Source organism: Pseudomonas sp. o96-267 (assembly GCF_003935465.1).
Taxonomy (GTDB): Bacteria; Pseudomonadota; Gammaproteobacteria; order Pseudomonadales; family Pseudomonadaceae; genus Aquipseudomonas; species Aquipseudomonas sediminis.
Map to the genome: position 1 here is coordinate 146,758 of NZ_RHQP01000010.1, position 10,024 is coordinate 156,781.

10 protein-coding genes are annotated in these 10,024 nt (G+C 59.8%); 5 read left to right on the top strand and 5 right to left on the bottom strand.

Annotated elements, in window-relative coordinates; genetic code table 11:
- Nucleotides 1-42: 42 nt before the first annotated feature.
- From EGJ86_RS09440 to hemJ, 3 genes are read right to left on the bottom strand one after another with little or no spacing between them, the layout of a single operon-like run.
- Nucleotides 43-1,305, bottom strand: a complete 1,263-nt coding sequence (locus EGJ86_RS09440) for an alanine racemase (RefSeq protein ID WP_125834912.1) — start codon at nucleotides 1,303-1,305, stop codon at nucleotides 43-45.
- Nucleotides 1,302-2,264: a nitronate monooxygenase family protein gene (locus EGJ86_RS09445; RefSeq protein WP_125834913.1), complete on the bottom strand. Its 963-nt coding sequence runs from the start codon at nucleotides 2,262-2,264 to the stop codon at nucleotides 1,302-1,304. The genes EGJ86_RS09440 and EGJ86_RS09445 overlap by 4 nt, the downstream gene beginning before the upstream one ends.
- Nucleotides 2,265-2,274: 10 nt before the next feature.
- Nucleotides 2,275-2,703, bottom strand: a complete 429-nt coding sequence (gene hemJ, locus EGJ86_RS09450; protein ID WP_017362984.1) for a protoporphyrinogen oxidase HemJ — start codon at nucleotides 2,701-2,703, stop codon at nucleotides 2,275-2,277.
- A gap of 134 nt (nucleotides 2,704-2,837) precedes the next feature.
- Between hemJ and argC the strand changes: the two genes are divergently transcribed.
- The 4 genes from argC to erpA all read left to right on the top strand — a co-directional run bounded on the left by argC (nucleotide 2,838) and on the right by erpA (nucleotide 5,435).
- The gene (argC, locus tag EGJ86_RS09455; RefSeq protein WP_125834914.1) at nucleotides 2,838-3,872 is read left to right on the top strand and encodes an N-acetyl-gamma-glutamyl-phosphate reductase; all 1,035 of its coding nucleotides are present in this window, start codon (nucleotides 2,838-2,840) and stop codon (nucleotides 3,870-3,872) included.
- A complete protein-coding gene (locus tag EGJ86_RS25080) occupies nucleotides 3,869-4,612 on the top strand; it encodes a DUF6776 family protein (RefSeq protein ID WP_256672400.1) in 744 nt (247 codons plus the stop codon). The genes argC and EGJ86_RS25080 overlap by 4 nt, the downstream gene beginning before the upstream one ends.
- Nucleotides 4,602-5,012 (top strand): polymer-forming cytoskeletal protein, encoded by a 411-nt coding sequence (locus tag EGJ86_RS09465; protein ID WP_099525803.1) that lies wholly within the window; start codon nucleotides 4,602-4,604, stop codon nucleotides 5,010-5,012. Before EGJ86_RS25080 ends, EGJ86_RS09465 begins: the two co-directional genes overlap by 11 nt.
- Nucleotides 5,013-5,084: 72 nt before the next feature.
- The gene (erpA, locus tag EGJ86_RS09470) at nucleotides 5,085-5,435 is read left to right on the top strand and encodes an iron-sulfur cluster insertion protein ErpA (RefSeq protein WP_099525802.1); all 351 of its coding nucleotides are present in this window, start codon (nucleotides 5,085-5,087) and stop codon (nucleotides 5,433-5,435) included.
- Between the two features lie 13 nt (nucleotides 5,436-5,448).
- Here the strand turns inward: erpA and EGJ86_RS09475 are convergent, their stop codons facing one another.
- Together EGJ86_RS09475 and EGJ86_RS09480 are read right to left on the bottom strand one after the other, a co-directional pair.
- The gene (locus tag EGJ86_RS09475) at nucleotides 5,449-6,576 is read right to left on the bottom strand and encodes an anhydro-N-acetylmuramic acid kinase (RefSeq protein WP_125834915.1); all 1,128 of its coding nucleotides are present in this window, start codon (nucleotides 6,574-6,576) and stop codon (nucleotides 5,449-5,451) included.
- Nucleotides 6,577-6,579: 3 nt separating this feature from the next.
- Nucleotides 6,580-8,007 (bottom strand): peptidoglycan DD-metalloendopeptidase family protein, encoded by a 1,428-nt coding sequence (locus EGJ86_RS09480; protein WP_125834916.1) that lies wholly within the window; start codon nucleotides 8,005-8,007, stop codon nucleotides 6,580-6,582.
- 210 nt (nucleotides 8,008-8,217) lie between these two features.
- Here EGJ86_RS09480 and tyrS point away from each other — a divergent pair, with 210 nt between their 5' ends.
- On the top strand, nucleotides 8,218-9,417 hold the full coding sequence (tyrS, locus tag EGJ86_RS09485; RefSeq protein WP_125834917.1) for a tyrosine--tRNA ligase: 1,200 nt from the start codon (nucleotides 8,218-8,220) through the stop codon (nucleotides 9,415-9,417).
- Nucleotides 9,418-10,024: the final 607 nt, after the last annotated feature.

Genomic DNA, 10,024 nt, shown 5'->3' on the forward strand with positions numbered 1-10,024 from the left:
GCCAATATACAAGCGGCCTGAGGCGCCATGGGCTGGCATTTTTCAGGCGTTGCCTATTGTGCTCCAGCGGCCGACCAGTTGGCCGCGGCGTAGTAGACGTATTTCGCTGAAATCACCCAACACGCCTTCGCTGATCGCTGGGCGCAGAAATACCCAGTCGTTGCTCGTCAGTTGTGCACCGTTACCACCGATCAGGCGCTCTTGATTGGCGCTACGGCCATACAGGTCGTCGTAGTCGAGCCCCGCAGGTGAAACAGGCTGCGCCGGCCAGCGACCGCCATAGAGGTAGTACGCATGCTCGCGGTTGGGGTTCCAGGCACTGATCAAAGGTTGCAGCGGTTGCAGATAGGGCAGGGCGCCGTCGACCGCCTTGAGCACGGGGCTGGCGATCCACAGGGCTGGCTGATGCTCCTCCAGCAGTGGCGTGTCGAACTCCGCGGGCTTGAGCAGGGCTGAACCGACAGCGACTTCATTGAGCGAAGTCTCCTGCTGGCTGTGCAGCGGGTAGGTCAGGCTGCCAGCACCGTTGAGCAGCGGCTTTGCCGGCCAAAGATCGCTGAATTGCTGGGCGCTGCTGATGAATAGTCGATAGCGCTCATCGGTCTCGCTGAATGCTCGCAACGGGTTCTGCCAGGGCGGGCTGTGCGCGACGTGCGCGTCATAACCCATCAGCCCTTGCAGTCGCAGTGCCGGCTGCTGGCGAAGCAGCTGTAGCGCCTGAGCCAATGCCAGCGGCGTGGCGAAACCTCCACGCTTCAGGCCAACGTCGATTTCCAGTGCGATGCGCAGCGGTCGCCCCAGCGCCTTGGCCAGCTCACTGTACTGCACCAGACGTTGCTGGCTGTCGATCAGCCAAGTCACCTGGTGGTCGGGATCGAAATCCAGATGATACGCAAGCTGGCGATAGAAGTTCAGGGCTGCAGCTACCGGCAAAGGTTTGCCAAGCAGCAGATCGGCCTGTGGAAAGCTCCTGGCCAGGCGATTGAGCTGTGGCTGATGAAAGACCATGAAACGCTGGGTCTGCAGGCGCTTGGCCAGGTATTCCAGCAGGCCGGTGCTGGACAGCGACTTGGCGACCAGGCGCAGCTGGAGGCGGCCGCCCAGTCTTGCGGCCAGCAGGTCGGCGTTGGCGTCTAGGCGATCAAGGTCGAGCAGCAGGGTAGGGATGCCGTCGCTATCGCGCTGCAACTGCCGGTTGAGCTCGGCGAAGTAGGCGTCATGCTCACGACCGCGATCAGTTGGGCGCAACGCCCAACCGCCGAGTAGACCGAGCGCGCTTAGACCGAGCAGGTGGCGGCGTTTCATCGCGGCCAGTATTGCCCCAACTGCTGACTGCGCGAGAGTGCGGCGCGATATTCGCGGTCGAGGCGCGCTATCAGCTCCTCCACCGATGGCAGGTCGTCAATGCCACCGACCCCCTGGCCGGCCGACCAGACGGTCTTCCAGGCCTTGGCTTCTTCATCCATCGGCTTGAGCTTCTCGCCGTAGTTGATATCGGCCTTGTTCTGCAGCTGCTTCAAGTCGTAGCCGGCCTGCTGCAGGCTCTGGCGCATGAAGCTTGCCGGCACACCGGACACAGCCGGCGTATGGATGATATCGGCGGCCCGGGCACCGAGAATCATGTGCTTGTAGTCTTCGGAGGCATTGTTTTGCTGGGTGGCGATAAAGCGGGTGCCCATATAGGCCAGGTCGGCACCGAGCAGTTGTGCCGCGAGGATCTCGTGGCCGTGGTTGAGGCAGCCTGACAGCAGCACGGTCTTGTCGAAGAATTGACGAATCTCGGCCAGCAGGGCGAAGGGGCTCCAGGTGCCGGCGTGGCCGCCAGCGCCAGCTGCCACTGCGATCAGGCCATCCACGCCAGCCTCGGCAGCTTTTTCGGCATGGCGGCGGGTTGTCACGTCATGGAACACCAGGCCGCCATAGCTGTGCACGGCATCGACCACTTCCTTCACCGCGCCCAGGCTGGTGATGACGATTGGCACGCGGCGTTCGACGCAGATGGCCAGATCCGCCTGTAGGCGTGGGTTGCTGTCATGCACGATCAAGTTGACGGCGTAGGGTGCGGCGTTGGTCGCCAGGCTGGCTTCGATCTCGTCGAGCCAGGCGGCGAAACCGGCGCTCTCGCGCTGGTTCAGCGCCGGAAAGCTGCCGACAATGCCGCCGTTGCAGCAGGCGCTGACCAGCGCCGGGTTGGACACCAGAAACATCGGTGCAGCTACCAAAGGCAGGTGCAGGCGTTCTTCGAGCAGGGCAGGCAGAGACATGGCGAGTTCCTTAGAAGGGGCGGACAACGACCAGGATGACGATGCCCAGCAGTGCCAGTACCGGGGCTTCATTGAACCAACGATAGAACACGTGACTGCGGCTGTTCTCGCCGCGAGCAAAGCGCTTGAGCTGAGCCCCGCAGAGGTGGTGATAGATCACCAGGGCCACCACCAGCGTAAGCTTGGCGTGCATCCAGCCTTGCGTGAAGTAGTACGCCGAGTTGAGGCTGAGCAACCAGATGCCCAGACCGAGGGTGGCGATCATCGACGGCATCATGATGCCGCGATACAGCTTGCGCTCCATGATGCAGAATCGTTCGTGGCTGGCGGCGTCGCTGCTCATGGCGTGATAGACGAACAGACGCGGTAGATAGAACAGGCCGGCGAACCAGCAGACCATGGCGATGATGTGCAGAGCCTTGAGCCAGAGATAGAGCATTTTCGCTTCCCGCGCTGAAAAATGGCCTCGATAGTAGAGGCAGCTGACGCCCTGCGTCACCTCCGTGGTTGGAGCTTGGCCGATGCGGCTTTATCATCGGCAGCTTTCCAATGGCTTTTGCAAAGGGGCATGTGATGATCAAGGTCGGTATCGTCGGCGGCACGGGCTACACCGGTGTCGAACTGCTGCGTCTGCTGGCGCAACACCCGCAGGCAGAGGTGACCGTGATCACTTCCCGTTCCGAGGCCGGCCTGCGCGTTGATGAGATGTACCCCAACCTGCGCGGTCACTATCCGAATCTGGCCTTTAGCGTGCCGGACGTAGCCACGTTGGGCGCCTGTGACGTGGTGTTCTTCGCCACCCCCCACGGCGTGGCTCACGCGCTGGCGGGTGAACTGCTGGCCGCAGGCACGCGAGTGATCGATCTGTCCGCCGATTTTCGTTTGCAGGACGCCGAGGAGTGGGCCAAGTGGTACGGCCAGCCTCATGGCGCGCCCGAGCTGCTGAGTGAGGCGGTATATGGTCTGCCCGAGGTCAACCGAGAGGCGATCAAGACCGCGCGCCTGATCGCCGTCCCCGGTTGCTACCCGACCGCGACTCAACTCGGTCTGATCCCGCTGCTCGAAGCCGGGCTGGCGGATGCCGGCAGCCTGATCGCCGATTGCAAGAGCGGCGTCAGCGGCGCGGGCCGTGGCGCCAGCGTCGGCTCGCTGTTCTGCGAGGCAGGTGAAAGCATGAAGGCCTACTCGGTCAAGGGCCATCGCCACCTGCCGGAGATTCGCCAGGGGCTGCGCCAGGCTGCTGGTAGTGATGTTGGCCTGACCTTCGTCCCGCACCTGACGCCGATGATTCGCGGCATTCACTCGACCCTTTATGCACGCGTGGCCGATACCTCGGTCGATCTTCAGGCGCTGTTCGAGAAGCGTTACGCCGGCGAGCCGTTCGTCGATGTCATGCCGGCGGGCAGCCACCCGGAAACCCGTAGCGTGCGCGGAGGCAATGTTTGCCGCATCGCCGTGCACCGTCCGCAAGGCGGCGATCTGGTGGTGGTGCTCTCGGTGATCGACAACCTGGTCAAGGGCGCATCCGGTCAGGCGGTGCAGAACATGAACATTCTTTTCGGTCTCGACGAGCGCCTCGGCCTGTCGCACGCGGCCCTGCTGCCGTGATACCTGGCTGGGAGGTCCGCCTCAGCGATCCGCGCCGTGAGCGCAGGCGTCGCTGGCTGCAACTGCTGCTGGTGCTCGCTGTGCCGGCGGCCTTTGCCCTGGGTTGGTACTGGCCACAAGTGCAGCCTACGCAGGCAGCCGAAGAGCCATATGCGTTGTTGACTCGCGTTGCCGAACAGGAGCAGGAGCTGGAACTGCTACGCCAGCGTCTGGCTGTGGTCGGTAGTAGCGACAAAGTCACTCAGCAAGCCATGGAGCAGAATCGTCGCACCATCAAGTTGCTGGAGGAGCAGATCTTCAAGCAACAGCAGGACCTGGCCTTCTACAAAGGTGTGCTGGCACCTGCCAGTCGGCGTGAAGGCATCCGCATTCGCGCCTTTGAGTTGCAAGCCACGGACGTGCCGTTACGATTCCGCTACAAATTGCTGATGAGCCGAGTCGGCGCCAGTGATGAGGCATTGCAGGGGCGTTTGCGCATTACGATCGAGGGGCAGCAAAACGGTAAGCCGGCTGCGCTGGAGCTGGCGGCGCTGTCCGATGAGGTCAGCGAGAGCAGCATTGCGTTCTCTTTCAGGCACTTCCAGTCCTTCCCCGAGGCGGGTCGTTTTGGCGAACTACAACTACCTGAGGGCTTCGAGCCGCGTCAGGTCAAGGTTCAGGCGGAGGTCGAGGGCGACAAGCCGCTGAGCCGTACATTCGAATGGATAAAATCAGGAGCGATAGCCACTCATGTGGAGTAAAGACAAGACCAAACCCGACTTGCAGCGTTTCAGCGGTAAGACCAGCCTGATTGCCGCTGGCGCTGAGCTGGTAGGCGACATGCGCTTTCAGGGCGCAGTGCAAGTGGATGGTCGGGTCACCGGTAATCTGCTGGCTACCGAAGGTCTGGTGCGCGTGAGCGCGGGCGGCCTGGTTGAAGGTGAGATACGTGCACCCCATATAGTGATCGATGGCGAGGTGAATGGTGATGTGTTCGCCAGCGGCCATCTGGAACTAGGCTCGCGCTCCCGGGTTCGCGGTAACCTGCATTACGGCCTGATGGAGATGGCCATGGGGGCGCAGATCGAAGGGCGCCTCTGTCACCTCAAGGATGGTGAGCGGCCACTCGAGCTTCCGGCGACGCTGGAAATCGAGCAATAGTTGACCAATTTCGTCGGGCAAGCGGATAATGCACGCCCAAAGCAGTATGGCGCATAGCGCCGGGAGTCCAGAATGAGCGTCGAAACCTTCACCCCTGCCCCCTTGCACTTCACCCAGGGCGCGGCCGGCAAGGTGAAGAACCTGGTCGATGAAGAGGGCAATCCGCGCCTGAAGCTGCGCGTGTTCGTCACGGGCGGCGGCTGCTCGGGCTTTCAGTACGGTTTCACCTTCGATGAGGAAGTAGCCGAGGATGACACCATCGTCGAGCGTGAAGGTGTAAGCTTGGTGGTCGATGCCATGAGCTTCCAGTATCTGGCGGGCTCCGAGGTGGACTATCAGGAGGGGCTGGAAGGTTCGCGCTTCGTGATCAAGAACCCCAACGCCACCACCACCTGTGGTTGCGGGTCGTCCTTCTCGATCTGAATGCTTCGCCTGATTACAGACGCCGCGCTCTAGCGCGGCGTTTTCGTTTTAAGGCCGGGTAGATGGCGCCGCGCACGCGCAGGCCGCTGGCTCCGGTCACGCTCGGGCGATTGCCAGCAATGCCCTCAAGGGCGCAATGCGCCAGCCAGGCGAAGGCCATGGCTTCGACCCAGTCCGGGTCAACACCTGCAGCTGCGGTGCTGCTGACTTCGGTTTCAGGCAGCATCTCGCTCAGGCGCTTCATCAGACAAGCGTTGTGAGCGCCGCCGCCACACACCAGCAGGACGCCGGTGTGAGCTTGCGCGTTGCGCAAGGCGCTGACGATGCTGTGTGCGGTGAGTTCTACCAGGGTCGCCTGTACATCTTCGTTGGCCAGGCGCGGTGATCCATGCAAATGGGCCAGCAGCCAGTCGAGGTTGAATAGCTCGCGGCCGGTACTCTTCGGACCCTGGGTGGCGAAGAAGGGATCGCTCAGTAGTCGCGACAGTAGCGCGGCGTCTACCTTGCCGCTGGATGCCCAGGCGCCGTCACGGTCATAGGTCAGGCCCTGGCAATACTGAATCCAGGCATCGAGCAGAACGTTACCAGGGCCGCTGTCGAATCCCAGAACCTCCTGGCCGGGCGAAAGCAGGCTGAGGTTGCTGAAGCCGCCGACATTGAGCACGGCGACATGACGTTGGCTGTTGCCGAACAGGTCGTGGTGAAAAGCAGGCACCAAGGGAGCGCCTTGGCCGCCGGCTGCCACATCGCGGCGACGAAAATCGCCGACCACGCAAATCCCGGTGAGCTCGGCCAGCAGTGCCGGGTTGCCGATCTGAATGGTGAAGCCGCGTGCAGGCTCATGGCGCACGGTCTGGCCATGGCTGCCGATGGCGCGAATCTGCTGTGCGGTAAGGTTCTGTTGCTGCAGGAGTTCGTTGATGGCGGCAGCGGCCAATTCGACCCAGCGCTGTTCTGCGATAGCTGCGCGCGCCAGCTCATCATCGCCCGAGGTGCACAGCGCCAGCAGGTCGCTACGTAGTTGTTCTGGCATGGGGCGGTAGAGCGTTGCGAGGAGTTTGGGGCGCTGATCCTGATCGATCAGCGCGATGTCCAGCCCGTCCAGGCTGGTGCCGGACATCACACCAATATAGAGGGGCACGGCTTACTGCTGGTTAGCGGCTAGCATGGTGGTCTTTTCCTGGTCCATGCGCGCCATCAGCGGCTTGCTCAGTTGCATAAAGCGTTGCTTTTCGCTCGCTGCAATCGGGTCGGCCATCGGCAGCTTCTGGCTGAGTGGATCTACGTGTACGCCGTTGACCTGGAATTCATAGTGCAGGTGAGGGCCGGTGGAGAGCCCGGTGGTGCCAATGTAACCGATGATCTGGCCTTGCTTGACGTTCGAACCATTGCGAACACCTTTGGCAAAACCCTGCATATGGGCATAAAGAGTACGGTAGCGCTGGCCGTGCTGGATGATCACGGTATTGCCGTAGCCTCCGTTGCGACCTGCCAGTGTTACGCGACCGTCACCGGCAGCCTTGATCGGCGTGCCACGTGGCGCGGCATAGTCGACACCCTTGTGCGCGCGAATCTTGTTCAGGATCGGGTGCTTGCGCCCAGTGGAGAAGCGCGAGCTGATGCGAGCGAAGTCCACCGGCGTACGGATGAATGCCTTGCGCATGCTCTCGCCATTGGCGTTGTAGTAGCTGGTGATGCCTTGCTTGCTGGTGTAGCGCACGGCGGTGTAAGTCTTGCCGCGGTTGGTGAAGCGCGCCGAGAGAATATTGCCGGTACCGACACGTTTGCCGTTGACCACCTTCTCTTCGTAGATCACTTCGAACTCGTCCCCTTCGCGAATATCCATGGCGAAGTCGATGTCGTAACCAAATACGTTGGCCAGGTCCATGGTCAGGCTATGCGACAGGCCTGCACGTTTGGCGGAGAGGAACAGCGAACTGTTGATCACGCCACGGCTGTAAGCGGTGACCACCTCAGGCTTGACCTGATCGCGCTGGAAATCGAAGCCTTTATCGGTACGGCTCAGGCGAATGGTTTCCAGGTCGCTGAGCTTGCTCTGCAGGCTTTTCAGCTTGCCGTCTTCGTTCAGCTCGAAATCCAGCACCTGGCCCACTTTAAGGCGGCTGAATTGTTTGGCCTCTTTATTACTGTTCAGAGCCTCATGCAGGTCGTTGGCGCTCAAGCCGACCTTGGCAAACACGGTGGAAAGCGTATCGCCATTACTGACCGTGATGTTGTGGTGGTTGGGATCGGCGGGAGGAGAGGAGTCAGCTGTTTCTAGGAGGTCTTCGTCAGCGTCTTGTGCGCTGTTTTCGGCGGTGTCGGTGCCTTGCTCGATCTCGGCGAATGGCGAGGCGGCGCCTGGTACTGGTAGTCCCGCTCGGAGGTCATCCTTTTCCTGCAGCACCATCTCGGCATCGTTGCCCAGATCCAGGTCTATGAAGGTTTTCTGTGCCTCGACTTCACGCGAAGGAAAAACCAGGAGGGCAAGGCTGAGCAGCGCGGCCACGCCGCTCGCTGCAAGAATATGGGTCTTTGGATAGAGTGGCGGCGCTTTAGATGTAGAGGTCATAGGGCTGCTTTTTGAAGTGAAAAGATGAAGATTAAAAGAAGAGCATGATGAATATGCACTAACTGTATAAAATATAACCAAAACCGCCGGGAGGCAACCCTGCAGATGATGATCGGAGCATGGTCTGCCTTACGCTGAGCAAAACTTGTGATTTGTCGGCGTTCTTGTATGGTTGGTTCCCTTTTGAACAAGGTCATTGTGAGTCATTTTATGAAGTCGGTTGAAGAGCAGCTGGCGCTGATCAAGCGCGGTGCGGAAGAGGTTCTGGTTGAGGCTGAGCTGGTCGAAAAGCTCAAGCGTGGTCAGCCGCTGCGGATCAAGGCGGGTTTCGACCCGACTGCTCCAGATCTGCATCTCGGCCATACCGTCCTTATTAATAAGTTGCGTCAGTTCCAGGAGCTCGGCCACCAGGTGATCTTCCTGATTGGGGATTTCACCGGAATGATCGGCGACCCCAGCGGTAAGAGCACTACTCGTCCGCCGTTGACCCGTGAGCAGGTTCTGGATAATGCCGAGACCTATAAGCAGCAGGTCTTCAAGATTCTCGACCCGGCCAAGACCGAGGTGGCCTTCAACTCCACCTGGATGGACCAGATGGGGCCTGCCGATTTCATTCGTCTGACGTCGCAGTACACGGTGGCGCGCATGCTGGAGCGTGATGACTTCGATAAGCGCTACAGCAGCAACCAGCCGATCGCCATTCACGAGTTTCTCTATCCGCTGGTGCAGGGCTATGACTCCGTAGCGCTGAAGGCCGATGTCGAGCTGGGCGGCACCGATCAGAAGTTCAATCTGCTGATGGGGCGCGAGTTGCAGAGAGCCTATGGGCAAGCGTCGCAGTGCATCGTCACCATGCCGTTGCTGGAAGGTCTCGATGGCGTGAAGAAGATGTCCAAGTCTCTGGGCAACTACGTGGGCATCCAGGAAGCGCCGGGTGTGATGTACAACAAACTCGTGTCCATGCCTGATGCGCTGATGTGGCGATACTTCGAGCTGCTCAGCTTCCGCTCCATGGAGGAGATCGAGCAGTTCAAGCGCGATGTCGAGCAGGGCGCGAACCCGCGTGATATCAAGATCAAGCTGGCCGAAGAGCTTGTGGCGCGCTTTCATGGTGAAGAGGCTGCGGCCAATGCTCACCGTTCCGCTGGCAACCGTATGAAGGATGGCGAGCTGCCGGAAGATCTGCCCGAGGTCGAACTGGTATCGGCTGAAGATATGCCGATCTCGTCCGTCCTTAATAAGGCAGGCTTGGTGAAAAATGCTGCGGTTGCCCGCGACCTGTTGGGCTCGGGGGGCGTGCGCGTCGATGGTGAAGCGGTTGATCGCACCTTCCTGTTCAAGCTGGGTTCTGCTCATGTCTGTCAGGCCGGCAAGAAGGCCTTTGCGCGTATCACCCTCAAGGCTGAGTAATAAAACTGCAATTAAAGCTTGACGCGCATTCTGCTGGATGTAGAATGCGCGCCACTTCAGCGATGAAGCGCTTCAAAAACTTCTTGTTAATCAATAAGTTAAGTTGAATGAAGGGCTTGCAAAGCTGGATCTGGCGTGTAGAATGCGCGCCGGTCGACAGGGTGGTGGTTTAGTCCTGTTGGTGGTTCGGTCGAATGGATCGAAAGCGGTAGAAAAGAGGTGTTGACAGCGGTTTTGAACGCTGTAGAATGCGCCTCCCGCTGGAGAGAAGAAGTTCAGATCGAAGGCGCAAGTGGTTGAGTAGAAAGAAGTTTCTCCGGAAACAAATTCGAAAAACAGCTTGACAGATAGAGAGGCTGCTGTAGAATGCGCGCCTCGGTTGAGACGAAAGGCTTAACCAACTGTTCTTTAACAACTGAATCAAGCAATTCGTGTGGGTGCTTGTGAGGTAAGACTGATAGTCAACTGATTATCAGCATCACAAAGCAACACTCGTTAATTCGAGAGTTACCTTTCATTAATTTGAAAGTTTTGCGATTGCTGAGCCAAGTTTAGGGTTTTCTCAAAACCCAAGCAGTATTGAACTGAAGAGTTTGATCATGGCTCA